A 25,849-nucleotide genomic window follows, 5' to 3' on the forward strand; every position below is an offset into this window, starting at 1 on the left:
TCTGGCACGTCGCGGCGGCGGCTCCGAGCAGTACCCGCGTCTGGTTGGTCACTGCGGCCCGGAAGGCGGCGGCTCGGCACCGGCCGCCTCGACGCGGTTGCGCCGGCGGTCGACGGCCACGTACGAGCCGGGCCGGGACTTCGCCACCTGCTTCATCTCGGTGGCCACGGCGACCACCTCGCGTGGATCGCCGAACCTGCGGTGCTGCGAGCTCGCCACCCCGATCGACAGCGTGACCAGCGGAAACGTGTGGATCTCGCGCCGCCGGTCGGGGAGCCGGAGGTGCCCGGCGGCGGCGTCGGCCGGGTCGTACAGCTCGACCACGCCGGCCTCGAACGCCGCGATCGCGTGCTCGGTGATCGCCTCGACCTGCCCGGGCAGGCACAGCACGAGGAAGTCGTCGCCACCCACGTGGCCCAGGAACGGCACCGGGGTGCCCGCCGCGGTGACCGCCTCGTACAGCACGTGCGCCAGCAAGCTGATGAACTCGTCGCCACGGACGAATCCGTACGCGTCGTTGACGCTCTTGAACCGGTCGATGTCCACGTAACACAGGGCGAACCGGTCGTCCCGCCGGACCCGGGCGGCGATCTCGCGCAGGATCCGGGTGTTCCCCGGCAGCCCGGTCAGCGGCGACGCCTCCCGTACCTCCCGGTTGCGGCGCAGCGTCGAGCGCACCCGGGCGACCAGCTCCAGGGTGTCGAACGGCTTGATGATGTAGTCGTCGGCCCCGGCGGTCAGCCCGGCCACCCGGTCCGCGCCCAGCCCCTTGGCGGTCAGCATGATCACCGGCAGGCCGGCGGTGAGCGGATCGGCCCGGATCCGGCGGGTCACCTCGACGCCGTCCAGCTCGGGCATCATCACATCCAGCAGCACCAGGTCCGGCCGGTGCCGGGCGATCTCGGCCAGCGCCTGCACACCGTCCGCGGCGACCGCCACCTCGAACCCCTCGAACCGCAGGTTCATCTCGACGAAGCGGACGATGTCCGGGTCGTCGTCGACGACCAGCACCCGACCGGGCCCGGCCGACCGGTGCTCGGTCACGACGCCGCGGCCCGAGCCCGTTCCCGCAACGCGCGCGCCGCCGCGGCCGGGTCCTTGGCGCCGTAGATCGCGGTACCGGCGACGAACGCGTCCGCGCCGGCCTGCGCCGCCTGCTCGATGGTGTCGGCGTTGATGCCGCCGTCGACCTCGATCCGGATCGACAGCTCACCCCGGGCGGCCCGCACCGCGCGCACCTTGTCCAGCAGCTCGGGCAGGAACCGCTGGCCGCCGAAACCGGCCTTGATCGTCATGACCAGCAGTGTGTCGAACTCGGGCAACAGGTCGAGGTAGGGCTCGATCAGGGTGTCCCGGTCGATGGCCAGCCCGGCCTTGCTGCCGGCGGCGCGCAGCCGCCGGGCCAGCGCCACCGGGTCGTCGGTCGCCTCGGCGTGGAAGGTCACGTTGTACGCCCCGGCCTCGGCGTAGCCGAGCGCCCACCGGTCCGGGTCGTCGATCATCAGGTGGCAGTCCAGCGGCACGTCGGTGGCCCGGCGCAGGCTCTCCACCACCGGCAACCCGATGGTCAGGTTGGGCACGAAATGGTTGTCCATCACGTCCACGTGCAACCAGTCGACCTCGTCGGCGACGACGGCAGCCTCGTCGGCCAGCCGGGCGAAGTCGGCGGCCAGCATGCTCGGTGCGATCAGCGGCTCGATGTGCTCCACGGTCGGCCAGTCTACGGCCGACCGGCCAGCCGGCCCATCCGGCGCGACCCACCGGGCAGCCGAACCGGCCGGCGGGCCCCGCCCCGGCCGGCGGGCGACCGACCGGGCGGCCGCATCGGCGCGGTGCCGGTGGCTACCGGCCGGCGGGTCAGCCGCCGGTACGGCCGTCGATGCGCTCCCGCAGGAAGTCGGCGTGGCCGTTGTGCCGCGCGTACTCCTCCAGCATGTGCGCGTAGCACCAGCGCAGCGACATGGTGCCGAGCTTCGGGTGCTCGAAGGTGGCGTCCAGCGACAACGCGGCGACCGCGGCGCGGGCGCCCTCCTGCTCGGCCACCAAGGTGGCGTAGTCCTCGGCCGCGCCGGCCGGGTCGGCCTGCTCGAAGTCGGCGTCGGAACCCGGGTACAGCTCGGGCAGCTCGGCGCCGCCGAACCGACGGCGGAACCACTGCCGCTCCACGTCGGCCATGTGCCGCACCAGGCCCAGCAGCGACAGGTTGGACGGCGGCACCGCCCAGCGCGCGAGCTGCTCGCCGGTCAGACCGGCGCACTGATGCAGCAGGGTGGCCCGATGCCACTCCAGCAGTCCTTCGAGGACGGCGCGCTCGTCACCGACGAACGGCTCGTCGACGCGCTTGATCTCCGGTGCGATCCACGACATCCGGTCATGATGCCGCAAAACCACGCCGCCGTGGGGTCGCCGTCCGGCGTGGCGCCGGGCGGCCGGCGGCGGTCCGGCCCGGACCGCCGGATCAGCCGATCGAGGTGTAGGCGACGACACCGCGGCGCAGCGCGTCGACCGCCTGCCGGCAGGTTCGGCGCAGCGGGTCGTCGGCCGGTACCGCGATCTGTTCGAGCAGGTCGATGACCTGCCGGCACCACCGGACGAAGTCGCCGGCCGGCATCTCGCCGTCCACCCCGGACGCGCTCGCGAGCACCTTGGCCAGGGGCTCGCCGCGGGCCCAGCGATACATCGGCCAGGCGAAGCCGAGGTCGGGTTCGCGGGTCAGCCGCAGCCCGTACCGCTGCTCGGCGGCGAACAGCTCGCCGAACAGCGCGAGGCTCGCCTCGACCGCCGCCTCGGCGTTGCCGTGCGGCACCGCCACCCGGTCCTCGGACTCCCGGCGTGCCTCGTACACCAGGATCGAGGCGGCGGCGGCGAGTTCCGGTGCGGACAGCCCGGCCCACACCTCCCGGCGCAGGCACTCGGCGACCAGCAGGTCGGTCTCCGACCAGATCCGCGCCAGGGTACGGCCGGCGTCGGTCACCGAGTACCCGCCCGCGGAGCCGGCCAGGTAGCCGCGCTCGGCGAGCATCGCGCACACGTCGTCGAAGGTGCGCACCAGCGACCCGGTACGACCGGTCACCTTGTCCTGCAGCGCCGCCGTCTCCTGCTCCAGCCGCGCGTACCGCTGCGCCCAGCGGGCGTGGTCCTCCCGGTCCGGGCAGCGGTGGCAGGGGTGTGCGCGCAGTTCCCGGCGCAGCTCGACGAGCCGCTCGTCGTCGGCCGCGGCCGACCGGCCGCGGCGGGCGCGCCGGGTGTCGTCACCGGCGGCGACCTCGGCCCTGGACAGCGCGACCGCGAGGTCCCGCCGGGCCTGCGGCGAACGGTGGTTGAAGTGCCGCGGTACCCGGATGCGGCCCAGTGCCGTGGCGTCCCCGAGTTCGGCACCGGGCAGCCGGCCCGCCCACCGGTCCTCGGTGAGCACCAGCGGGCGCGGGTCGTCCCGGGCGCTGTCGCCCGGATCGAGCACCACGGCGAGCCCGGCCCGGCGGCCGCGCGGGATCCGGACGATGTCACCGACCCGCAGCATCGCGAGCGCCTGCGCGGCCTGCGCCCGCCGGTTGGCCGAGCTGCGCCGGCCGAGCGAGCGTTCCCGCTCGGTGATCGCGGTACGCAGCGCGAAGTACCCGGCGAAGTCGCCCAGCTCGCAGTGCATCCGCTCGGCCAGCCGCCGCGCGTTCTCCTCGTTGCGCTGCACCTGGTGCGCCAGGCCGACCACCGAGCGATCCGCCTGGAACTGCGCGAAGCTGCGGGACAGCACCTCCCGGGAACGCTCGAAGCCGAGCATCTCGATGCTGTTGACCGCCATGTTGTAGGACGGCCGGAAGCTGGAGCGCAGCGGATAGGTTCGGGTCGAGGCGAGGCCGGCGACGTGCCGCGGGTCGGTGTCCGGCGACCACAGCACGACCGCGTGGCCCTCGATGTCGATGCCGCGCCGGCCGGCCCGCCCGGTCAGCTGGGTGTACTCCCCCGGCGTGATGTCCACGTGCGCCTCGCCGTTGTACTTGACCAGGCGCTCCAGCACCACGCAGCGGGCCGGCATGTTGATGCCCAGCGCCAGCGTCTCGGTCGCGAACACCGCCTTGACCAGGCCACGGACGAACAGCTCCTCGACGATCTCCTTGAAGGTGGGCAGCATCCCGGCATGGTGTGCGGCCAGGCCGCGCTCCAGCCCCTCGAGGAACTCCCAGTAGCCCAGCACGGTGAGGTCCTCGCCGGCCAGCGCCGCGGTCCGCTTCTCGACCAGCGTCCGGATCTCGGCGCGCTCGGCCGGCGTGGTCAGCCGCAGCCCGGCACGCAGGCACTGGGTCACCGCGGCGTCGCAGCCGGCCCGGCTGAACACGAACAGGATCGCCGGCAGCAGCCCGGCACCGTCGAGCCGGTCGATCACGTCCGGTCGCGCCGGTGGCTGCCAGCGGCGCGGCCGGCCCCGCCGCCCGCCGCCCCACTCCAGCCGGCGCAGCTGCTCGCGGGTGTTGCGCAGCAGTTCGGGGTGCACCTCGTGCTTGCGCGCGGCGGCCTGGTCGTGGAACAGGTCGAACATCCGGCGGCCGACGAGCATGTGCTGCCACAGCGGCACCGGCCGGTGCTCGGAGACGACCACCTCGGTGCGGCCCCGTACGGTCACCAGCCAGTCGGCGAACTCCTCGGCGTTGGACACCGTCGCCGACAGCGACACCAGCATCACCGACGCCGGCAGGTGAATGATCACCTCCTCCCACACCGCGCCGCGGAACCGGTCGGCGAGGTAGTGCACCTCGTCCATCACCACGTACCCCAGACCGTCCAGAGTGGACGATCCGGCGTACAGCATGTTGCGCAGCACCTCGGTGGTCATCACGATCACCGGAGCGTCCGGGTTGATCGCGTTGTCGCCGGTCAGCAGCCCCACGTTGGCCGACCCGTGGCGGGCGGCCAGGTCGTTGTACTTCTGGTTCGACAGCGCCTTGATCGGCGTGGTGTAGAAGGCCTTGCGGCCCAGCCGCAGCGCGAGGAACACCGCGAACTCCCCCACCACGGTCTTGCCGGCACCGGTCGGCGCGCAGACCAGCACGCCGCTGCCGTCCTCGACCGCGGCACAGGCCTCCACCTGGAAGTCGTCGGGTTCGAAACCGAGGTCGGCGGCGAAGTCGGCGAACGCGGGCCGGCCGGGTGAGGTGCTCATACCCGCAAGGCTAGGCGCCCGGGTGGCCCCGGCGCCCGCGCATATCCCGGGAGAGGTACACAAACCGCAATCCGGGCGCGCCATCCGGTACCGGCACGTTGCCGCCCATACCCGCACCGTTGTCGAGGCGTCAGGCCCACTCGGTATCGTGCTGACGTGCCGGATGCCACGCCTCGTGACCCCTCCGCCGCATCAGGCGGCCCGCCCACCGCCGCTTCCCTGCTCGACGGAGCGCGCCGTCCGCGCGCCGTCCTGCTCGACTTCCACGGCACCATCGTGCAGGTCGAGCCGGCCGAACGGTGGGTACGGCTGGCCGCGGCGGCATGCGGCACCGACCTTCCCGCGGACCGCTGCGCCGGGCTGGCCGACGCGCTGGTCACCGCGGGCCGCGCCGGCGGCCCCCGCCCCGGCCGGATCCCGCCCGAGCTGGCCGAGGCGTACGCCGACCGGGACCTGTCCGAGCCGGCCCACCGCACCGCCTACACCGGGCTGGCCGCCACCGTCGACACCGGCATCGACGGCCTGCCGGACGCGCTGTACGAGCGGTTGCTGGATCCGGACGGCTGGCGGCTCTACCCGGACACCGTGCCGATGCTGCGCGCGCTGCGCGCCGCCGGCGTACCGGTCGCGGTGGTCAGCAACATCGGGTTCGACGTGCTGCCGATCGCCGCCGCGCTCGGCCTGGCCGACCTGATCGACCACTGGCTGCTGTCCTACCAGCTCGGTACCTGCAAGCCGGACCCGGCGATCTTCCTGCGGGGCTGCGCCGCGGTGCGGCACGAACCCGAGCAGACCCTGATGGTCGGCGACACCCAGGCCGATGCGGCCGCCGCCGCCATCGGCTGCCCCACCCTCGTGCTGCCGGCCACCGAACCGGACCAGGTGCACGGCCTCGCCGCCATCCTGCACCTGCTCGGCATCACCGGCTGAGGCCACCGCGCTGCACCGGGCCGGCAGTCCTTCCGGCCGGCAGGCCTTTCCGGCCGGCAGGCCGCCACCGGGCGGGCTCACCAGCCGCTTCAGGCAAGCAGTTGCAGGGCGTTCGGCACGCACTCCACCGTCACCGGCAGCGGCAGGCCGCGCTCGCCGTCCGCGTACGTCCGGCGCGGCTCGCCGTGGATCTCCAGGGTGCGCACCCGGCGCGTGGTCACCGCCGGATGGTCGATGTGCTTTCCCTTGCGCATCAACGACTTCATCTGCACCGCGGTGGCCCGCCCGATCGGCCCGATGACCGTCAGGTCGAGCATCCCGTCGGCCGGGTCGGCCGCCGGGCACACCGGCAGGCCACCGCCGTAACGCGCGGTGTTGCCGACCGCGACGATCATCGCGGTCAGCTCCTGGGTCTCCCCGTCCAGCACCAGCTTGTAGTCGTGCGGCGCCAGCCGGGCGATCTCCGCCAGGATCGACAGGTCGTACCGCCGGGGGCCCTTCGGCCAGCGCATCTGGTTGGCCCGCTCGTTGATCGAGGCGTCCAGTCCGGCCGACAGCACGGTGCCGAACCACAGCGGCTCCGCACCCGGGGCGGTCGCCCGGCCCAGGTCGATGATGGTGCGCTGGCCCTGGGTCAGCGCCGCCACCAGCCGCTTGATCGCCGGCTCCGGGTCGATCGGCAGGCCCAGCGCGCCGGCGAAGTCGTTGCCGGTGCCGATCGGGACCACGCCCAGCGGCACCTCGGTGCCGGCGACCGCCTGCACCGCGAGATGGACCGTTCCGTCGCCGCCGACCGCGACCAGCGCCGCCGGGGACCGGTCGACCGCCTCCCGGCAGGCTTGCTGCGCCCGCTCCCGGTCGGGCGCGGCCAGCACCCGCGGCACCAGCCGCGCGGCCCGCAACCGGCCCACCACGTCGGCGAGCACCCCGGCCCGCCGGCCGCGACCGGCGGTCGGGTTCACCAGCACGGCCACCTCAGCGCCATCGTTCACGGCATGACCGTACCGGTAGCCGGCAACGGGCGGCCAGACCGGTGGACGCCGGCCCGGCCGCTCGATCAGATGGTGTCGTCGAAGTTCGACCGGCGGCGCGAGCGCGGTGTCTCGTCCTCGTCCAGCGGCTCGGGTGCGCCGACCGGCTCCAGGTCGTCGACCGGTTCGGCCGTGTAGCTCAGCTCCGAAGCCTCGTCGTCGTCGACCGCGCCGTACTCGGCGGCGAGCTTGCGCGCCTTGCGCCGGTCGTTGAGGAACGCGAAGGCGACGGCACCGAAGTACAGCGTGACCATCGGGATGGCCAGGGCGGTCATCCCGAACGGGTCGGGTGTCGGGGTCACGAACGCCGAGATGACGAACATCAGGAAGATCGCGATCCGCCACCAGCCGAGCAGCCGCTTCGCGCTGAGGATGCCGGCCGCGTTGAGCAGCGCCAGGATCAGCGGGAACTCCAGCGCCAGGCCGAACACCACCATCAGCTTCGTCAGGAAGTCGAGGTAGCCGCTGACGTCGAGCATCGCTCTGACCTGGTTGTCCATCCCGGGTAGCAGGAAGGCCAGGCCGCGGGAGACGACGAAGTACGCGAGCACCACACCGCCGGCGAACAGCGGCACGGCGACGCCGACGAACCCGAACGCCCACCGGCGCTCGTTGCTGTGCAGCCCGGGGGCGATGAACGCCCACAGCTGGTAGAACCACACCGGGCAGGCCAGCGCGAGTCCGATGTACAGCGCGACCTTCAGCCCGACCACGAAGTACGAGGTGACCTGATAGGTGATCAGGTCACAAGCCTTGCCACTTCGATGGGCGAGCGCGAGACCGCAGTAGGGCTCGGTCAGGAACTGGATGACCTGCTTGTGCACCGCGTAGCCGATGATGAAGCCGACCAGGATCGCCAGGGCGGACTTGAACAGCCGGCTGCGCAGCTCCCGCAGGTGCTCCATGAGCGGCATGGAGCCGTCGGCCGCTCGTTGAAATTGTTCCGCCCGACGGCGGCGGAGAACCGGAGTCACGACTCGGTCGAGGTCACAGGTCCGTGGTGGACTTCTTGGCCGACCTGGACTCCTGCACCGGAGACACCACGTCGTCGGTCTCCAGCGGCTTACGACTGGTCTGCGCGTCGGCCTTCTCGGCCACGTCGCGGTCCTCGTCGTCGCGCAGCGTCTTGGTCTCGGCCTTGATGATCCGCAACGAGCGGCCCAGGCCACGCGCGGCGTCCGGCAGCTTCTTCGCGCCGAACAGCAAGATCAGCACCACCACGAGAATCGCGATGTGCCACGGCCTGAGGGCACCCATCTAACTCCACCTCCCGGTGCGAAGACCTTCCCATCCTACGTTCCGCCGTAGGGAACGTCTTCGGCCCAGCAGTTTGCTGCACGGCCCGGCGCGCCAAGTCTCGCCGGCCGGATGCGTCCCCGTCAACCAGGCGCGGCCGAAACCCGACACCAGACGCCATCTTACGGCTATGACCGGTGTCGACCCGCCAGCGGCAGCTCGTCCCGTACCTCCGCGAGTCGGGACCGGGCGGCGGCCAGTTCCAGGTCGAGCGTGCCGGTGCGCTCGGCCACCAGCATCAGCTGACCGCGCCGCTGGCGCAGCGCGGTGCCGGCCGCCCGCAGCGCCGGCAGCCGGCGCCGAAGCTCCACCAGGCCGACCGCCAGCAGCACCACGCCGACCAGCAGGATCGCAAGAACGACGAACCAGATGGCATGCACGTCGCTCACCCTAGGTCATCGCCTCGCCGGCCGACCGGAACGGCACGCCAGCCGCCCGATTCGCCCGACAACGACATCGCTGCCCGCCGCGCCCGACCAGGACGGCGCACCGGTCGCCCGTTCGCCCCGGATCTCAGTCGATCCCGTACGCGGCGAGCGCGGCCCGGGCCTCGTCGGCGACGGCGGCGGCCAGCTCCGGCGGCCCCACCACCTCCGCATCGGCGCCGAGCCCCAGCACCAGTCGCCGCGCCCAGGACAGATCGGAGGCGCGCAGCCGCACCCGCCAGCGTCCGTCCGGCTGCGGCTCGACCTGCTCGCACGGGTAGTACTCGGTGATCCACCGCGCGCCGCGGTCGACCAGCACGGTGACCTGTGGCTGGTCGGCGGTGGCCCGGAACGTGCCCCCGCGCAGGTCGGACGGTTGCGCCTGCGGTGGCGGGGCAGACCGCTCGGCCAGCTCGGTGAGCTGGTCGATGCGATCCAGCCGGAACAGCCGCACCGCGTCGGCCCGCCGGCACCAGGCCTCCAGGTAGGACCAGGCGCCGACGGTCAGCAGCCGCATCGGGTCGACCACCCGCTCGGTCGACACGTCGCGACCGGCCGTGTAGTAGCGGATCCGCAGCGCCCGTCCCCGGTCCAGGGCGCCACGCACCTCGGCGATGCGGTCGCTGTCGGCGGGACCGCGCACCGCGACCCGGCCGGCGGTGTCCGCCGCCTCGCCGGCCGCCGACTCGATCTTCGCCAGAGCCCGCTCCACCGCGTCGCGGTGCGCCAGCCCGGGCGTCTCGGCCAGCGTGCGCAGCGCCACCATCAGCGCCAGCCCCTCGTCCGGGGTCAGCCGCAGCGGCCGGTCGATGCCGGCGTCGTAGGTGATCGTGACGGTGTCGCCGTCCAGCGACATGTCGATCAGGTCTCCCGGTCCGTACCCGGGCAGCCCGCACACCCACAGCAGTTGCAGGTCGTCGCGCAGCTCGGCGGCGGTGACGCCGAGATCCTCGGCCGCGTCCGCGATCCGGATTCCCGGCCGCGCGAGCAGGTAGGGCATCAGGTTCAGCACCCGCCCCAGCCGGTCGGTCGCCGCGCTCATCGCCGTCCCCCCGAAGTCACGCCGTTCCGGCACCGCGGTGCGCGACGCCGCCGGCTCAGCCGCACCCGCACGCTCACGAGTTCACCTCCGACGGCCTGGCCGTACCGGCCCGGGACGCGATCGGGCGCAGCCGGTCGATGACCGCCGTGCGCAGCTCCGGCGGCTCCAGCACCACCACGTCCGCGCCGTAGCCGACCAGCCGGGAGGCGAGCGACTCGACGTCGGAGTAGCGCAGCCGAACCACGTCACCGTCGACCGCGTGCGCCTGCCGGCGAATGCCGTTGCCGCGGCCGGGCCGCAGCCGCACCGTCGCGGTCCGGGTCGGCGCCGGTTCGGCGAACGAGTGCGCCACGTAGTCGATCAGGTCGACCTGCTCGGGTGGCCGGAACGCGTCAGGCTCGCCGACCAGCCGCACCGGGCCGGCGAACCGGGACAGCCGGAAGCACCGGGTCGCCCGGCGGTCCTCGTCGTGACCCACCACGTACCACCGGCCACGCAGCGACACCACGCCCCACGGTTGCAGCCGCCGGGTGGCGGGCGAGTCCGCGGCCGGCGTGCGGTAGTCGAACCGGACCGCCCGCCGCTCCCGGACCGCGCGGGTCAGCGGCTCGAACGCCGGTTCCGCGCTCACCACCGGCTCCACCCCCAGGGTCGTCTGGGGATCGACCTCGACACCGGCGGCGCGCAGCTTGCGCAGCCCGGAGGACGCGGCCTGGGCCAGGCCGGCGTGCCGCCACAGCCGCGCGGCCAGACCGACCGCCGCCGCCTCGTCCGGCGCCAGCCGCACCTCCGGCAGCGCGTAGTCGCGGCGGGCGATCCGGTAGCCGGGCTCGGCGTCGAACACCGAGTCGGTGCCGGTCTCCAGCGGCACGCCCAGCTCGCGAAGGTCGGCCTTGTCGCGTTCGAACTTGCGCTGGAACGCCTCGTGTTCGCGGGCGTCGGCCGGGTCGTGCCGGTAACCGGGCACGGTCGCCGCGATCTGCGCGGCGGTCAGGAAGCGGCGCGTGGACAGCAGGCAGATGACCAGGTTGACCAGGCGTTCGGTGCGGGAGCGCGACACTCTGGCCAGGCTATCCCATCGCCGCCGGCCGCTCACCGCACGACGGGCGTGGCGGCCGGTTCGGCCGGCACGGGCAGCCGGCATGGCGCCGCGAAGTGTCGCAAGCAGCGCAAAACACCCGAGGGCGCCCCGGTCGGGACAGCATCGGCGGCGATGGCTACGGTGAGCGCGTGGTGCGGTGGCGCAGCGGACGGGTGATCAGCGAGCGGTGCCGCTGGCGCGGCGCGATCGAGTACCAGGTGCGGCTTGATCCGCGCAGTCCGGACGACCCGGACACGGTCCGCGCGCTCGCCTACCCCGAGCTGGTCGGTACGCCGCAGGCTGGCGACCGGGTGCTGCTGAACACCAACGCACTCGCGCTGTCGCTCGGCACCGGCGGGTACGCGCTGGTCGTCGCCGTACCCGACCGGCTGCCCGCCGACCCGACCGGGCCCGGCCACGTGGTCAAGGCGCGGTACACGCCGCTGCAGGCGGTGGTCCAGGCCGTCGACGAGGACGGCGCGCCGCACCGTGCCGCGGTCGCCGGCGCCGACGACCTGGCCGGCATGCCGGTGGTGCTGGCCGACCTGCACTCCGCGCTGCCCGCCGTGCTCGCGGCGATCCCGGCGCGGATCCCGGTCGCGTACCTGATGACCGACGGCGGGGCGCTGCCCGCCTGGTTCAGCCGCACCCTGGACGGGCTGTCCGACCGGCTGTGCGGCACCGTCACCGCCGGCCAGGCGTTCGGCGGCGACCTGGAGGCGGCCACCGTCCATGCCGGGCTGCTCGCCTGCCGGTACGCCCTGGGCGCCGCCATCACCATCGTCAGCCAGGGCCCCGGCAACCTCGGTACCGGCACCCGCTGGGGCTACTCCGGCGTCACGGTCGGCGAGGCGGTCAACGCCGTCGCGGTGCTGGGAGGCCGGCCGGTCGGCTCGCTGCGCATCTCGGACGCCGACCCGCGTCCCCGGCACCAGGGCCTGAGCCACCACAGCCGCACCGCGTACGGGCGGGTCGCGCTCGCCGGCGCCGACCTGGTGGTACCGACCGGGCTGGCGCCGGCGCTCGCCGACCGCGTCGCCGCCGACCTGCGCGAACTGCCGGCCCGGCACCGCATCGTCGAGGTGGACGGCGCTGGGCTGCTGGACGCGCTGCGGGCCAGCCCGGTCCGGCTGTCCACCATGGGACGCGGGCTGGACCAGGACACCGGGTACTTCCTTGCCGCGGCCGCCGCCGGCCGGCACGCCGCCGACCTGCTCGGCTGAACCGCCCGCCGACCGGCCGGACACCGCACCGACCGGCCAGGCACACCGCGGGGCCCCGCCAGGCGCCGCGGGGACCGGTGAAACGGCGCCGACCAGCCGGCAGCGCGACACGGCCAGCAGCGCGGCGCGGTCACGCAGCACGCCCAGCGCACCACTGCGGTGCCGCGATCACACCCCGGCAGGGATCCGCGGCTCGGCCGGGGCGTCGGGCCTCGGCGCCCGGCGGTCGCCGCCGACCGTGCCGCGCAGCAACCAGAGCAGCCCGGCCAGCACCAGCCCGGCGCCCGCCGCGAGCAGGAACGCCGGGCGCGGCCCGGCCCCCGCCGTCAGCTGCCCGCTGACCGACTGGCCGCCGGCGAGGCCCAGCGTCACCGCCGTCACGATCCAGCCGAACGCCTCGGTCGCGGTACCGGCCGGGGCCACCAGCTCCACCGCCGCCGAGTGCGCCGTCGACTGCGGCGTGATCAGGCACCCCGCCACCAGCAGCGCCAGCGCGAGGCCGACCAGCCCGGTCGGTACCGCCAGCAGCGCCACCAGCGCGGCGAACCCGGCCAGCAGCGCCGGCAGCCGCAACCGCATCGGGCGCGGCCACGGACGCACCCCGTACACCAGGCCGAACGCCACCGAGGTGACCGAGAACAGGCTGAGCAGCAGGCCGCCGGCCGCCTCGTTGCCGGCCGCGGTCGCCGACGCCGGCACCGCCACCTCGACGAACCCGACCACCACCCCGAAGCCGAACGCCGCGAGCGCCACGGTCCGCAGGCCGGGGCTGGCCAGGGCGCCCAGCACGCTGCGGGCACCGGTACCGCGGACCGGGCGGTGGCCGCGGATCGTCGGGTTCAGCACGAACGCCAGCGAGCCGGCGATCATCAGCCCGGCGCCGGCGACCAGCCCCGTGCCCGCCCACGGCGCCGCCGCGAGCAGGCCGGCGATGCCCGGACCGAGGATGAAGAAGACCTCCATGCTGATCGCCTCGTACGCCAGGGCGGCGTCCCGGGTGGGCCCGGCCGGCAGCAGCCGCGGCCACATCGCCCGGGAGGCCGAACCCACCTGCGGCTCGAAGGCGCCGATCCCCAGCGCCAGCAGCACCAGCAGCGGCACCGGCCCGTGTGCCTGGATCGTCAGGCAGCCCGCGGTCACGAAACCCGCGTACACGGCGACGACCACCAGCATCGGCCGGGTGACGCCGAACGCGTCCATCAGCCGGCCCTGCACCACCGAGCCAGCGGCCACGCCGACCAGGGTGCCCGCCGACACCAGCCCGGCCGGCCCGTACGAGCCGTACTCGCGCTGCACGTACAGCAGCGCGGCCAGGCCGATCATCGCGATCGGCAACCGGGCGAACAGCGAGGCCACAACCGGGCCGCGGGCTCCCGGCGTTCCCAGCGCACGGCGGTACTCGGCGACAGAAGCGGACATGACTTCGAGTCTGCGGGTCGCGCAGCCGGGAGGGCCGGCGATTTTCCGGTAAGCTTCGTCACCCCCACGAGGCCGTTACCCGGGCCGCCGGGCCGCCGGGCGGCCGGGCGGCCGGGCGGCCGGACTCAGGAGAGCACGATCAGCAACACCCAGCCGATCACCACGACGGCCAGGATCAGCCCCAGCACCCAGGTCGGCACCTTGTAGTCGCCGCGCCGGTTGCGCTCGATCTCGGCCCGGATCTTCGCCCGCCGCCGCGTCGCCCAGCGCCCGGCCACGCCGTACTGCGCGGCCGTGCGCAGCTCGTCGCGCAGCGAGGGCACCTCCTGTTCGGTGTCCTCGCCCGACGCCTTCGCCGGCTCGTCCCGCTCGGCCGGCTGCTTGCCCTCGTCCATCGTCTGCACAGTCGCCTCGTCCGCCACCCAGGGCCCGTCACATGCTCGCGATCAGCTTGTCGACCCGCTCGTCGACCGACCGGAACGGATCCTTGCACAGCACCGTGCGCTGGGCCTGGTCGTTCAGCTTCAGGTGCACCCAGTCGACGGTGAAGTCGCGCCGCTTCTCCTGCGCCCGCCGGATGAACTCGCCGCGCAACCGGGCCCGGGTGGTCTGCGGTGGCGTCTCCTTCGCTTCGAAGATCTCCACGTCGCTCGCGACCCGGTCGACCTCGCCGCGCCGCTCCATCAGCTGGTAGAGCCCCCGGCCCCGGCGCAGGTCGTGGTAGGCGAGGTCCAGCTGAGCCACCCGTGGGTGCGCCAGCGGCAGGTCGTGCTTCGCCCGGTACCGCTCGATCAGGTCGAACTTGCTGACCCAGTCGATCTCGCGCCGCACGCTGGTCAGGTCGCCCGACTCGACCGCGCCGAGCACCCGGCCCCACAGCTCCAGGATCCGCTTGGTCACCTCGTCACCGCCGCGCTGCGCGACGAAGTCGACCGCCTTGGTGTAGTACTCCTGCTGGATGTCCAGCGCGCTGGCCTCCCGGCCGGACGCGAGCCGCACCGTGCGGCGACCGGTGACATCGTGGCTGACCTCGCGGATCGCCCGGATCGGGTTCTCCAGCGTCAGGTCGCGCATCACCACGCCCGCCTCGATCATCCGCAACACCAGATCGGCGGTACCGATCTTGAGCAGCGTGGTGACCTCGTTCATGTTCGAGTCACCGACGATGACGTGCAGCCGGCGGTACCGCTCGGCGTCGGCGTGCGGCTCGTCCCGGGTGTTGATGATCGGCCGCGACCTGGTGGTGGCGCTGGAGACGCCCTCCCAGATGTGCTCGGCCCGCTGGGACAGGCAGAACACCGCGCCCCGCGGGGTCTGCAGCACCTTGCCGGCGCCGCAGATCAGCTGCCGGGTGACCAGGAACGGGATCAGAATGTCGGCCAACCGGCCGAACTCGCCGTGCCGGGACACCAGGTAGTTCTCGTGGCATCCGTACGAATTGCCGGCCGAGTCGGTGTTGTTCTTGAACAGGTAGATCTCCCCGGCGATGCCCTCGTCGTGCAGCCGCCGCTCCGCGTCGATCAGCAACCCCTCCAGGGTCCGCTCACCGGCCCGGTCGTGGGTGACCAGATCCTGCACCGAGTCACACTCCGGCGTCGCGTACTCCGGGTGCGAGCCGACGTCGAGGTACAACCGGGCACCGTTGCGCAGGAACACGTTGGACGAGCGCCCCCACGACACCACGCGGCGGAACAGATAGCGGGCGACCTCGTCCGGGGACAGCCGCCGCTGCCCGCGGAAGGTGCACGTCACCCCGTATTCGGTCTCAATCCCGAAGATGCGCCGATCCATGTACCGACATTAGCCTCACCGACCGCCTCCGCGCTGCCGTCGGACGGTCACGATCGCGGACGAGTTTCCTACCCGGCAGTGCCGAAAGACGCCCGGCGCGTCGATCGGCCCGGCCGGCCGGGCCGGCGCCGCCCGCAGCCCGCAGCCCGCAGCCCGGGGCAGCCCACCGCACATCGCATCGGGTGGTGCCCCGGGGGCGCCGGTCGTGGTAACCCGGGCGCCGGACGTCACTTGTCGTCGGCGTCACCGGTGGAATCGTCCGCACCCTTCGAGGGCTCCTCGCCCTTGCCGGCGGCCGACTCCGCCTCGGGCGTACCCGCGTCGGCCGGCTCGTCCGCCCCGGTCGCCTCGTCGGCGGGCGGCTCGTCGGCCGTCGACTCCGCGGCGCCCTGCGCCACCAGCTCGTCCAGCGCGGTGCCGGTGATGCGGCGGAAGGTGCGACCCGACCGGCGCCGGTCCAGCACCGCCACCTCCAGCTGCGCGGCGGTCAGCTCGCGCCGGTCGGCGCCGGTGCCGCTCAACGCGTCCACCGCCAGGTGCAGCGCAGCCGCCAGCGTCATGTCCGCCCGATGCCGGTCCCGCAACACCGCCGAGATCGCGTCCGCCTGGCCGCCCATCGCCACGTAGCCCGGCTCGTCACCCACCGAGCCGTCGTAGGTCAGCCGGTACAGCTGGTCGCGCTGCGGGCTGTCGCCCACCTCGGCGACACAGACCTCCACCTCGAACGGCTTCGGCTGCTCGGTGAACAGCGTCCCGAGCGCCTGCGCGTACACGTTGGCCAGGCCCAGGCCACGCACGTCGGTGCGGTTGTTGGCGTACCCCTGCACATCGGCATAGCGCACGCCCGCCTTGCGCAGGTTCTCGAACTCGTTGTACCGACCGACCGCGGCGAACCCGATCCGGTCGTAGATCTCCGCCACCTTGTGCAGCGCGGTGGAGACGTTCTCCGCCACGAACAGCACGCCGTCCGCGTACGTCAGCACCACCACACTGCGGCCCCGCGCAATGCCCTTCCGCGCGTACTCGGACTTGTCGCGCATCAGCTGCTCGGGCGAGGCGTAGAACGGCATCGTCACGGCTGAGACTCTCCGGTTCCCGTCGGTGCGCGCACCGACGATCGGTGCGCGACTTGAGACTTCAACACTGCTCGTACCGGCTGTCGGGCGCGGCGTTCAGCCGCCCGGCTGCTGCATCCGCTCCTCCACCACCGAACGCACCACGGCCGCCACATCCTCCTCGGGCAGCTCGCGGAAGCCGTCCGCGTCCACCAGCGCCACGATCGGGAAGATGCTGCGGGCCAGGTCGGGTCCGCCGGTGGCGGTGTCGTCCTCGGCCGCGTCGTACAGCGCCTCGACCGCGAGCCGCACCGCGCCGTCGGCGTCCACGTCCCGCGAGTAGCGCTTCTTCAGCGCCGACTTGGCGAACAGCGAGCCGGAACCGACCGCGTGGAAGTCACGCTCCTCGTACGGCCCGCCGGTCACGTCGTAGGAGTAGATCCGGCCGCCGGTCGCCGGATCCGCCGCGGCCGGGTCGTACCCGGTGAACAGCGGCACCACCGCGAGACCCTGGATCGCCGCACCCAGGTTGTCGCGCACCATCGCGGCCAGCCGGTTCGCCTTCGCCGGCAGCGACAGCGAGGTGCCCTCGATCTTCTCGTAATGCTCCAGCTCGACCCGGAACAGCCGCATCAGCTCCAGCCCGATGCCGGCGGTGCCGGCGAACGCGATCGCCGAGTACGTGTCGGCCGGGAACACCTTGCGGATGTCGCGCTGGGCGATCAGGTTGCCCATCGTCGCCCGCCGGTCACCGGCGAGCAGCACACCGCCCGAGTACGTCATCGCAACGATCGTCGTACCGTGCGGGGCGAGGTCGCCGAGCGCGTCGGACGGCGGCAGCGGGCGGCGACCCGGCAACATCTCGGGCGCCGCGACCCTCAGATAGTCGGTGAACGACGAGCCGCCGGTGTAAGCGAACTCGACCGGTAGACGCCCGGGGAGATCTCGACCCACGGAGTGGTTCCTCTCAGGTAGCTGATCGCCTTGGCCAGGTGCTCGACGTTGTCCCGGAAGTGCCCGAGCCCGCCGTTGCAGTTGAAGCACAGAATGCCACGGACCCCGCCGGTCACATGATCGTGGTCCACGTGCTTGCAATAGCGCCCGTAGCCGTTGCGACCGGATCGACTCTTCGGAAAGTCGTCCAACGGCTTGAGAGCGCGACGGTCCGGACACCGACGTGTCCCCTCGCGAAGCTCCTCACGCGGCCGCACGGTCCGGCCCGCCGCGATGCCCCGTCGTTCGTAACTAGCGTTGGACCGCTTGTCGAAGCAGGGCTTGCAGTAGGAACCGCGACCAGTCGGACGCCTGGAGTTGACGTGAAACTCATCGAGCGGCTTCCACTCGCCACAATCCCGGCATCTGCGCCGACCATCACGGTCGTCATTCGGCAGAGGCATCGGCGAAATCTCCAATCAGAATCGGACATATCGCTGAAAATGCCTCATTCTCCCCCTTTTTGCACATAGCCCTTGACAAATTCTTCGGCGTTCTCTTCCAGGACGCCGTCGATCTCGTCGAGGAGGTCGTCGACGTCCTCGGTGAGCTTCTCCTGCCGCTCGGCGACCTCGGGGTCGACCGCGGGGGCCTCGTCGACTGCGTCTTCCTCGGTGTGGCTGCGGTGGGACTGGGACTGCCCACCGCTGTCTCGCGTCGCCATCGGATGCTCCCCTCGCCGACGAACCCGTACACGCACCCCGGTCCGGTCGAGCCGACCGGACCGGTGCCGTCGATCAAAATCTACCTCGCCGGGCAGCCGAAACCCGGTGGCAAAACGGACTTCACGCCAGAGTGATGCGGCCGGTGCCTCGAACGCACCCGGCCGGAACAGCGAACGGTCGAGCCCGGCTCAGTCGGCGGTCAGCTCGGCGAGCAGGTCCTTGGCGCTGACGCACCGGTCGAACAGCTCGCCGACGTGCCGCTTCGTGCCGCGCAACGGCTCCATCATCGGCACCCGCACCAGCGACTCGCGGCCCACGTCGAAGATCACCGAGTCCCAGCTGGCCGCGACGACCTCGGCCGGGTAGTTCTTCAGGCACCGGCCACGGAAGAACGCCCGGGTGTCGGTCGGCGGCTCACCGACCGCCCGCACCACCTCGTCGTCGGTGAACAGCCGCCGCATCGCGCCGCGCGCCACCAGCCGGTGGTACAGCCCCTTGCCCGGCCGCACGTCGGAGTACTGCAGGTCGACCAGGGCGAGCTTCGGCGAGGACCAGTCCAGCTGCTCGCGCTGCCGGTAGCCGTTGAGCAGCCGCAGCTTGGCCACCCAGTCGAGCTGGTCGGCCAGGGTGTTGGGGTCGTCGGCGAGCTTGCGCAGCACCTCGTCCCAGCGGTCCAGCACGTCCGCGGTGATCTCGTCCAGGTCGTCGCCGTACCGCTCGGCGCAGAAGGTGCGGGCGTGCTCCAGGTAGGCGCGCTGGATGTCGAGAGCGGTCAGCTCCCGCCCGTCGCGCATCCGCAGCCGGTGGGTCAGCGACGGGTCGTGGCTGACGTTCTTGAGTTCGGTGACCGGGTCGGCGATGCCCAGATCGCCCGGCAGCGCCTTCGCCTCGATCATCGCGAGCACCAGCGCGGTGGTGCCGACCTTGAGGTAGGTGGCGATCTCGGACAGGTTGGCGTCACCGATGATCACGTGCAGCCGGCGGTACTTGTCGGCGTCGGCGTGCGGCTCGTCCCGGGTGTTGATGATGGGCCGCTTCAGCGTCGTCTCCAGCCCGACCTCGACCTCGAAGAAGTCGGCGCGCTGGGACAGCTGGAAGCCGACACCGGAGCCGTCCTGCCCGAGGCCGACCCGGCCGGCACCGCAGAAGACCTGCCGGGTGACGAAGAACGGGGTCAGGTGCGCGACGATGTCGGCGAACGGGGTGTCCCGCCGCATCAGGTAGTTCTCGTGGGTGCCGTAGCTCGCGCCCTTGTTGTCGGTGTTGTTCTTGTACAGGTTGATCGGCTGGGCGCCCGGGATCGCGGAGGCGCGGCGGGCGGCCTCGGCCATGACCAGCTCTCCCGCCTTGTCCCACAGCGCCACGTCGCGCGCGTTGGTGCACTCCGGCGCCGAGTATTCGGGGTGCGCGTGGTCGACGTAGAGCCGGGCGCCGTTGGTGAGGATCACGTTGGCCAGGCCCAGGTCCTCGTCGGCGAGCGCCTCGGCCGGGTCGTACAGCGCCCCGGAGTAGCTGAAGCCGCGGGCGTCACGCAGCGGCGACTCCTCCTCGTAGTCCCAGCGGGCGCGGCCACCGCGGTCGAGCTCGGGGCGGGCGCCGTAGGCGTTGACGATGGCCGAGGAGGTGACCATCGGGTTGGCGCCGGGCCGGCCGGGCACGGAGATGCCGTACTCGACCTCGGTGCCCATGACCCGTCGGCTGCTCATGCCCGCTCCCTGCTCGCGTGACTCGGTTCCGGCGCAATCGGCTCGCGTCTGCCGGCCCGGGTGGCCGACCGGGACCCGGCGTGCCGGCCGGCGATCCCGTTCGCCGTCTCGGCTCGCGTCCGGTCCCCGGTGTCCGGATCGGCGGTGCTCGCATCGAGCCTAGCCCCAATGCGGGGCCGTCACGCCCGGTGGCCGGCATCGGCACCGCTCGCGGTGGTCACGGCGGCGGGGCGACGAAGGCGTACCACGGGGCGACGCCGGTGGGGCGCGGCATCGGGTGGCGCTGCCAGTCCCGGCCGCGCGGGTCGTTCCGGTGCCAGGTGAGAAAGACCACCTGTTCGCGGCCGAGGTAGCCGTACATCTCCGCCGGGATGGACGTGGTGCAGCCGAGCCGGTAGGCCATCTGGGTACGGCGCACCCCGACCAGTACGCAGGGACGCCGGACACCGAGGCGATGCAGCTCGGCGGCGCCGGCCGCGGACGGGTCGGCGCGGTGCACGATCCGCCACAGCGTGCCGACCTGCGCCGTCTCGTGTGCCAGGAACAGCAGGACGAACCCGACGACGAGCACCGGCCGGGCACGTCGCGGCACCATCGCCGGCAGCGCCGCGAACAGGCTCGCCACCGGCAGCGCCAACAGCATGTAGGCGGGCAGCAGGAACCGGGGCGCCGCGTAGTCGATGGTGACCAGGTACGCCAGTGCGATGCTCGCGCCGACCGCGCTGGGTAGCGCGATCGCGGCGAGCTGCCGCTGCCGGTAGGCGACGACCAGCGCGGCGACGACCAGTACCGGGATGGCCAGCCACCAGCCGCGGATCAGCCAGGCCTGCGGGCTGGCCAGGTGATGCAGGCTGCAGGGACGGCACAGCAGCGGGCCGTTGAGCGCGCGCAGCTGGTAGGCCACGCCGATCGGGTGCCAGCCGAGCCCGCCCTGCTGGCGGCTGGCCTCGTGCAGCCGCGCGGCGACGCCGCCGTACCGCAGCTGCGCCTCGATCATCCACTCGGCGGCGCCGACCAGGCAGCCGCCGACCACCGCGAGCAGCAGGCCCGGACGCCGCCAGCGGCGCACCAGGACCATCGCGGCGACCAGCGGAAACGCCACCCAGGCGGCGTCGGAGGGTCGCATCAGTGCGATCACCGCGAGCGGGACGGCGACGCCGAGCGCGGCCGGCCAGGTGGGGTGCTGGCCGTACCGGACGAACCAGCCGGCGGCGGCGACGGCGGCGAAGCCGACCCAGATGTTCGGCAGGTCCGCGGCGCCGTACAGCAGGCCGGACCACAGCCCGGCGAACAGCAGTGCGGCGACCGGTACGGTGCCGGGCCGGCGCACCGCGCGCAACCACGGCCAGTACCCGGCGGTCAGCGCCAGGCCCGACAGCACGGCGAGATAGCTGCGTAGCGCGGTGACCGAACCGGTGACCTGCAGGATCGGCGCGATCAGGTAGGTGATGCCGCGCGCCCGGGCGGCGGTCCAGTTCAGCGCCGGTACCCGCGGGCTGACCTGGGTGGCGTACAGCGACTCGTCGGCGCCGAGCGGCAGGTGTGGCGCGACCAGGACGAGCATCGCGGCGGTGTAGCCGGCGGCGACCACGACGAGCCAGAACCCGGGTCGGCGGAGCAGCCGGATGCCGGAGCCGGGCGCCGCGGTCGGGCTCACGGCCGGGGAGCCGACGATCTGACCGCGCACTGCACCCCTCCTCGGGTCAACCCTGATGGAGGGGGTCAGACAGGGTGCTCTGGGTTTCCCCGACGATGATGGCAGGCCTCCGGTACGAAGTTGGCCAACGTCGACAAAAAAATCGCACCGGGGCGACCGAACTGCTGGGTCGCCCCGGTGCGCGGACCGGACCTCGCTGCGGTCAGAGGTACTGACCGGTGTTGCTGACCGTGTCGATGGATCGGCCGGATTCGGCGCTCTTTCCGGACACCAGGGTGCGGATGTAGACGATCCGCTCGCCCTTCTTGCCGGAGATGCGTGCCCAGTCGTCCGGGTTGGTGGTGTTGGGCAGGTCCTCGTTCTCCTGGAACTCGTCGACGGTGGCGTCGAGCAGGTGGGCCAGCCGCAGCCCCTTGGTACCGGTGCTGAGGAAGTCCTTGATCGCCATCTTCTTGGCCCGGCCCACGATGTTCTCGATCATGGCGCCGGAGTTGAAGTCCTTGAAGTAGAGGACCTCCTTGTCACCGTTGGCGTAGGTGACCTCCAGGAACCGGTTCTCCTCGCTTTCGGTGTACATCCGCTCGACCGCCGCCTGCACCATCGCGGCGATGCACGCCTGCCGCGAGTCGCCGTGCTCGGCCAGGTCGTCGGGGTGCAGCGGCAGCTCGGCGGTCAGGTACTTGGCGAAGATGTCCTTGGCCGATTCGGCGTCCGGACGCTCGATCTTGATCTTGACGTCGAGCCGACCCGGCCGCAGGATCGCCGGGTCGATCATGTCCTCGCGGTTGGAGGCGCCGATGACGATGACGTTCTCCAGGCCCTCGACGCCGTCGATCTCGGAGAGCAGCTGCGGCACGATCGTGTTCTCCACGTCGGAGGACACCCCCGAGCCACGGGTGCGGAAGATCGAGTCCATCTCGTCGAAGAACACGATCACCGGGACGCCCTCGCCGGCCTTCTCCCGGGCCCGCTGGAAGATCAGCCGGATGTGCCGCTCGGTCTCGCCCACGTACTTGTTGAGCAGCTCCGGGCCCTTGATGTTGAGGAAGAAGCTGCGCGCCCGCTCCCCCTCGCGATGCTCCTGGACCTGCTTGGCCAGCGAGTTGGCGACCGCCTTGGCGATCAGGGTCTTGCCGCAGCCGGGCGGGCCGTACAGCAGCACGCCCTTCGGTGGCCGCAGCTGGTGTTCGAGGAACAGGTCGGCGTGCAGGAACGGCAGCTCCACCGCGTCCCGGATCTGCTCGATCTGCGAGTCCAGCCCACCGATGTCGGTGTAGTTGATGTCGGGAACTTCCTCCAGCACCAGCTCTTCGACCTCGCTGCGGGGAATCCGCTCGAAGGCGTACGAGCTGCGGGAGTCGATCATCAGCGCGTCACCGGCCCGCAGCGGCGCACCGATGAGCGTGTCGGCGAGGTGCACCACGCGCTCCTCGTCGGCATGCGAGACGACCAGGGCGCGGTCGGAACGGCCCTCCGGCCCCTCCAACAGGTCCTTGATCATGACGATGTCACCGGCGCGCTCGAAGCCGAGGCTCTGCACCACGTTGAGCGCGTCGTTGAGCAGCACCTCCTGACCGCGCTGGAGATCGTCGAGCGGGACCGCCGGGGACACCGCGACACGCAGCTTGCGCCCGCCGGTGAACACGTCGACGGTGCCGTCGTCGTAGCGACCGAGCAGGACGCCGTAGCCACTGGGTGGCTGGGCGAGCCGGTCGATCTCTTCCTTGAGCGTGACGATCTGCTCGCGGGCATCCTTGAGCGTCGAGACCAGTCGTTCGTTCTGGTCACCGAGTCGTTGCACCTGGGCCTGCGCGGCGGCCAGGCGCTCCTCCAACAAACGGACCTGTCGTGGGCTCTCGGTCAGCCGGCGGCGGACCAGTGCCAGCTCCTCCTGCAGGAACGCGACCTGCGTGGAGAGGTCGTGGGCCTCCTTTTCCCAGCGCGCGGCGCGGCTCTCCGCATCTTCGCTGCGTGCCACGTCTCCACCTCCCCTGGCTCGAGGTTTCCTCCTAAACCCTAACCGGTGATGCCCGGTTAGGGCTCGTCTCAACGCCGTCGGGTCGATGTGGAGATCATGACCACAGCGCCGCCCGGCACCCGCGGTGGAACCGGGCGGCGGTCACCGGACCGCCACGTACCGGCGGTGGAGGGCCGCACCGGTACCGACCGGGGCGACCCACCGTACCGGTCTTTCAGCTGGTCGGCTCGGCCGCGCGGCGGCGCGCCGCGTACGCCTCGGCGCCCTTGCTGGGCTTGCGGCGCCGGGCCGGCGCCACGACGCCGTCCGCCAGCCGGCGGGTCGTCACCAGAAACGCGGTGTGCGCGATCATCCGGTGTTCCGGCCGCACCGCGAGCCCCTCGGCGTGCCAGTCGCGCACCATCGACTCCCAGGCGTGCGGTTCGGTGAACCCGCCGTCCTCGCGCAGCGCCTCGACCAGCTCGGACAGCTGCGGGGTGGTCGCCACGTAGCCGACGAGCACCCCGCCGGGCAGCAACGACCGCTTGACCATGGGCAGCATCTCCCACGGCGTGAGCATGTCCAGCACGATCCGGTCGACCTCGGTGTCGGCGGCGTCGGCGACATCGCCCACCGTCAGCTCCCAGGCCGGGTGCGCTCCGCCGAAGAAGCGCTCCACGTTGCGCCGGGCGATCTCGGCGAACTCGGGCCGCTGCTCGTACGAATGGACCCGGCCGGTCGGGCCGACCGCGCGCAGCAGCGAGCAGGTCAGCGCGCCGGAGCCGGCGCCGGCCTCGACCACCCGCGCGCCGGGGAAGATGTCGCCCTGCGCGACGATCTGCGCCGAATCCTTCGGGTAGATCACCTGCGCGCCGCGCGGCATGGACAGCACGTAGTCGCTCAGCAGCGGCCGCAGCGCGAGGTAGGGCGTGCCGCCGGACGAGGTGACCACCGAGCCGTCCGGGCGGCCGATCAGGTCGTCGTGCTCGACGCCGCCGCGGTGGGTGTGGAACACCTTGCCGGCGACCAGCTCGACGGTGTGCATCCGACCCTTCGGGTCGGTGAGCTGGACCCGGTCACCGACGCCGAACGGCCCGCGGCGGGCGCCGGAGGGTGCTTCGGTCGGATCGGTCGGGGTGGCGGGCAGGGTCAACGGATCGTCCTCTTCGGGTCCAGCAGGTTGGCCAGGTCGTCGGCCGTGAGCACACCGACGATATGTGCCGCCGCCGGCCGCTGCCCGGGCGGGCCGTCCACGACCAGGTACTCGCTGGCCGGGCTGGCCTGGACGGCCCGGATCACGTCCTCGCGGGCCAGGCCGGCCGGTAGCACCAGCTCCGGGCGCAACGTCGCGGCCACGGTGTCCACCGCCACCCAGGGCGCCCGCTCCGCCGGCACCGCCGCGGCGGCGTGCTCGTTGACCAGACCCACCGGGTTGCCGCCGCCGTCCAGCACGACGGCGGCGCCGGCGCCGGTCTCCACCACCCGGCGGGTCACCTCCGCCAGCGGCATGCCGGCCGGCACCTGCAGGGCCGGCCGGGCCAGTCGCCCGGCGTGCACCAGCTCGAACCGGGCCGCGAGCCGCCCGCCGCGGATCGCCTGGCCGGCGCCGAACCACAGGAACATCCCGATCATCGCGCCGACCACGACGATGTAGAACCCGCTGACCCCGACGTACCAGTGGGCGTAGCTGTAGACCGCCGCGAGGATCGTCGCGACCGCCACGCCGCGGCCGACGTAACCGGCCACCCGGGTACCGAGGTAGCGGTCCGAACTCGCCGCCCAGATCACCGCGCGCAACGCCCGGCCGCCGTCCAGCGGCAGCCCCGGCAGCACGTTGAACACCGCGACGATCAGGTTGCTCGCGGTCAGCTGGAACACCAGCTCGTGCGCCACCGTGCCCGGCGGCAGCACCAGCAGCAACGCCCAGCTCAGCAGCCCCAGGACGGCCGAGACCGCCGGGCCGACCAGGGAGACCGCCAGCTCGATGCGCGGGGTCGGCGACTCGCGCTCCATCTCGGTGAACCCGCCGAGCATCTCCAGGCTGATGGCACGCACCCCGATGCCGGCGCGGCGAGACACCACCGCATGCCCGAGCTCGTGCAGGAACACCGAGATCATCAAACAGAGGACGAACCCGAAGCCGACCGCATAGGCACCGGCGACGGGCAGACCGGGCAGGTTCGACTGGACGACCCTGCTGTAGAACAGGGTGATCAGCACGGCCAGGATCAGCCAGGACACCGACACGTGCACCGGGATGCCCAACACCCGGCCGAGCCGGACGCCCGGCGGGGCGGGTGCCGAGGCGCGCGAGGTGTCATCCATCGCCACCATGCTACGCATCGGCCGGTACCACCGGCGTGTCGCGCGTGCCGGCCCCGAGGCCCGTCGGGCGGCGCTCCCGGGCCGGTGGGCGGACCGGC

Annotated in this window: 24 protein-coding genes; 2 read left to right on the top strand and 22 right to left on the bottom strand. The window is 72.6% G+C overall.

Features of this window, described 5'->3' with window-relative positions; genetic code table 11:
- Positions 1-48: 48 nt before the first annotated feature.
- The 4 genes from Athai_RS15280 to Athai_RS15295 form a co-directional block, all read right to left on the bottom strand.
- Positions 49-1,044 carry a response regulator gene (locus Athai_RS15280; protein WP_239156955.1) on the bottom strand — a complete coding sequence of 332 codons (996 nt, stop codon included), beginning with the start codon at positions 1,042-1,044 and terminating at the stop codon, positions 49-51.
- Positions 1,041-1,676 carry a ribulose-phosphate 3-epimerase gene (rpe, locus tag Athai_RS15285; protein WP_203965754.1) on the bottom strand — a complete coding sequence of 212 codons (636 nt, stop codon included), beginning with the start codon at positions 1,674-1,676 and terminating at the stop codon, positions 1,041-1,043. The genes Athai_RS15280 and rpe overlap by 4 nt, the downstream gene beginning before the upstream one ends.
- Before the next feature lie 181 nt (positions 1,677-1,857).
- Positions 1,858-2,367 (bottom strand): DinB family protein, encoded by a 510-nt coding sequence (locus Athai_RS15290; RefSeq protein ID WP_203962095.1) that lies wholly within the window; start codon positions 2,365-2,367, stop codon positions 1,858-1,860.
- Positions 2,368-2,458: 91 nt separating this feature from the next.
- Complete coding sequence (locus Athai_RS15295; RefSeq protein ID WP_203962096.1) at positions 2,459-5,155, bottom strand: DEAD/DEAH box helicase; 2,697 nt, start codon at positions 5,153-5,155, stop codon at positions 2,459-2,461.
- A 219-nt stretch (positions 5,156-5,374) separates the two neighbouring features.
- Here Athai_RS15295 and Athai_RS15300 point away from each other — a divergent pair, with 219 nt between their 5' ends.
- Positions 5,375-6,085 (top strand): HAD family hydrolase, encoded by a 711-nt coding sequence (locus Athai_RS15300; protein ID WP_203965756.1) that lies wholly within the window; start codon positions 5,375-5,377, stop codon positions 6,083-6,085.
- Positions 6,086-6,174: 89 nt separating this feature from the next.
- On the opposite strand, the gene Athai_RS15305 is transcribed toward Athai_RS15300, so the two are convergent.
- From Athai_RS15305 to Athai_RS15330, 6 genes are all read right to left on the bottom strand, one after another.
- The gene (locus tag Athai_RS15305; RefSeq protein ID WP_203962097.1) at positions 6,175-7,077 is read right to left on the bottom strand and encodes a diacylglycerol/lipid kinase family protein; all 903 of its coding nucleotides are present in this window, start codon (positions 7,075-7,077) and stop codon (positions 6,175-6,177) included.
- Between the two features lie 65 nt (positions 7,078-7,142).
- Positions 7,143-8,030: a twin-arginine translocase subunit TatC gene (tatC, locus tag Athai_RS15310; RefSeq protein WP_420829784.1), complete on the bottom strand. Its 888-nt coding sequence runs from the start codon at positions 8,028-8,030 to the stop codon at positions 7,143-7,145.
- Between the two features lie 73 nt (positions 8,031-8,103).
- A complete protein-coding gene (tatA, locus tag Athai_RS15315) occupies positions 8,104-8,373 on the bottom strand; it encodes a Sec-independent protein translocase subunit TatA (protein ID WP_203962099.1) in 270 nt (89 codons plus the stop codon).
- A 167-nt stretch (positions 8,374-8,540) separates the two neighbouring features.
- A complete protein-coding gene (locus Athai_RS15320; protein ID WP_203962100.1) occupies positions 8,541-8,792 on the bottom strand; it encodes a hypothetical protein in 252 nt (83 codons plus the stop codon).
- 133 nt (positions 8,793-8,925) lie between these two features.
- On the bottom strand, positions 8,926-9,879 hold the full coding sequence (locus Athai_RS15325; protein ID WP_203962101.1) for a helix-turn-helix transcriptional regulator: 954 nt from the start codon (positions 9,877-9,879) through the stop codon (positions 8,926-8,928).
- 73 nt (positions 9,880-9,952) lie between these two features.
- A complete protein-coding gene (locus Athai_RS15330; RefSeq protein ID WP_203962102.1) occupies positions 9,953-10,939 on the bottom strand; it encodes a helix-turn-helix transcriptional regulator in 987 nt (328 codons plus the stop codon).
- A 170-nt stretch (positions 10,940-11,109) separates the two neighbouring features.
- On the opposite strand from Athai_RS15330, the gene Athai_RS15335 reads away from it, so the two are divergent.
- Complete coding sequence (locus Athai_RS15335) at positions 11,110-12,183, top strand: DUF3866 family protein (RefSeq protein ID WP_203962103.1); 1,074 nt, start codon at positions 11,110-11,112, stop codon at positions 12,181-12,183.
- A gap of 168 nt (positions 12,184-12,351) precedes the next feature.
- Here the strand turns inward: Athai_RS15335 and Athai_RS15340 are convergent, their stop codons facing one another.
- The 12 genes from Athai_RS15340 to Athai_RS15395 all read right to left on the bottom strand — a co-directional run bounded on the left by Athai_RS15340 (position 12,352) and on the right by Athai_RS15395 (position 25,751).
- Positions 12,352-13,602 carry an MFS transporter gene (locus tag Athai_RS15340; RefSeq protein ID WP_203962104.1) on the bottom strand — a complete coding sequence of 417 codons (1,251 nt, stop codon included), beginning with the start codon at positions 13,600-13,602 and terminating at the stop codon, positions 12,352-12,354.
- A gap of 125 nt (positions 13,603-13,727) precedes the next feature.
- Positions 13,728-14,024 (bottom strand): hypothetical protein, encoded by a 297-nt coding sequence (locus Athai_RS15345; RefSeq protein ID WP_203966761.1) that lies wholly within the window; start codon positions 14,022-14,024, stop codon positions 13,728-13,730.
- 10 nt (positions 14,025-14,034) lie between these two features.
- A complete protein-coding gene (gene pafA / locus Athai_RS15350) occupies positions 14,035-15,393 on the bottom strand; it encodes a Pup--protein ligase (protein WP_203962105.1) in 1,359 nt (452 codons plus the stop codon).
- A gap of 227 nt (positions 15,394-15,620) precedes the next feature.
- Positions 15,621-16,469 (bottom strand): proteasome subunit alpha, encoded by an 849-nt coding sequence (prcA, locus tag Athai_RS15355; RefSeq protein ID WP_203962106.1) that lies wholly within the window; start codon positions 16,467-16,469, stop codon positions 15,621-15,623.
- Positions 16,470-16,565: 96 nt separating this feature from the next.
- Positions 16,566-17,309, bottom strand: a complete 744-nt coding sequence (gene prcB, locus Athai_RS15360) for a proteasome subunit beta (protein WP_203965758.1) — start codon at positions 17,307-17,309, stop codon at positions 16,566-16,568.
- Between the two features lie 17 nt (positions 17,310-17,326).
- On the bottom strand, positions 17,327-17,845 hold the full coding sequence (locus tag Athai_RS35295) for an endonuclease domain-containing protein (RefSeq protein WP_420829785.1): 519 nt from the start codon (positions 17,843-17,845) through the stop codon (positions 17,327-17,329).
- 44 nt (positions 17,846-17,889) lie between these two features.
- Positions 17,890-18,105, bottom strand: coding sequence for a ubiquitin-like protein Pup (locus Athai_RS15370; protein WP_203962108.1), 216 nt, complete (start codon positions 18,103-18,105; stop codon positions 17,890-17,892).
- A 189-nt stretch (positions 18,106-18,294) separates the two neighbouring features.
- Positions 18,295-19,812 (bottom strand): depupylase/deamidase Dop, encoded by a 1,518-nt coding sequence (gene dop, locus Athai_RS15375; RefSeq protein ID WP_338028140.1) that lies wholly within the window; start codon positions 19,810-19,812, stop codon positions 18,295-18,297.
- A gap of 217 nt (positions 19,813-20,029) precedes the next feature.
- A complete protein-coding gene (locus tag Athai_RS15380) occupies positions 20,030-21,499 on the bottom strand; it encodes a hypothetical protein (RefSeq protein WP_203962109.1) in 1,470 nt (489 codons plus the stop codon).
- A gap of 172 nt (positions 21,500-21,671) precedes the next feature.
- The gene (gene arc / locus Athai_RS15385; RefSeq protein ID WP_203962110.1) at positions 21,672-23,447 is read right to left on the bottom strand and encodes a proteasome ATPase; all 1,776 of its coding nucleotides are present in this window, start codon (positions 23,445-23,447) and stop codon (positions 21,672-21,674) included.
- A gap of 214 nt (positions 23,448-23,661) precedes the next feature.
- Positions 23,662-24,573 (bottom strand): tRNA (adenine-N1)-methyltransferase, encoded by a 912-nt coding sequence (locus Athai_RS15390; protein WP_203965762.1) that lies wholly within the window; start codon positions 24,571-24,573, stop codon positions 23,662-23,664.
- A gap of 2 nt (positions 24,574-24,575) precedes the next feature.
- A complete protein-coding gene (locus Athai_RS15395; protein ID WP_203962111.1) occupies positions 24,576-25,751 on the bottom strand; it encodes a site-2 protease family protein in 1,176 nt (391 codons plus the stop codon).
- Between the last annotated feature and the right edge of the window lie 98 nt (positions 25,752-25,849).

Origin of the sequence: Actinocatenispora thailandica, assembly GCF_016865425.1 — a bacterium.
Taxonomy (GTDB): Bacteria; Actinomycetota; Actinomycetes; order Mycobacteriales; family Micromonosporaceae; genus Actinocatenispora; species Actinocatenispora thailandica.